The organism is Streptomyces sp. M2CJ-2, from assembly GCF_016757295.1.
In the GTDB taxonomy this organism is placed as follows: Bacteria; Actinomycetota; Actinomycetes; order Streptomycetales; family Streptomycetaceae; genus Streptomyces.
Genome location: NZ_JAESIF010000357.1, coordinates 1 through 217 on the forward strand (window position 1 = coordinate 1; position 217 = coordinate 217).

Consider the following 217-nt stretch of genomic DNA (forward strand, 5'->3'; position numbering starts at 1 on the left):
ACGGTACGCAGGCTCTCGTGCCGGGCCACCACGTCGCCCAGCGCCGCGGCCAGCGCCGCCACGTCCAGCCCGCCGGTCAGCCGCACCGCCATCGGCAGGTTGTACGTGCCGCTCGGCCCCTCGAAACGGCCGAGGAACCACAGCCGCCGCTGGGCCGGCGACAGCGGGATCTCCGCCGGCCGCTCCCGCACCGTCAGCGCCTTCCGGGCGCCGGCGG

Annotated in this window: 1 protein-coding gene; it reads right to left on the bottom strand. The window is 77.9% G+C overall.

What is annotated here, in order from left to right; translation table 11 throughout:
• A partial coding sequence (locus tag JL475_RS39615; RefSeq protein WP_202283006.1) for a condensation domain-containing protein occupies positions 1–217 on the bottom strand: 217 nt, incomplete at both ends.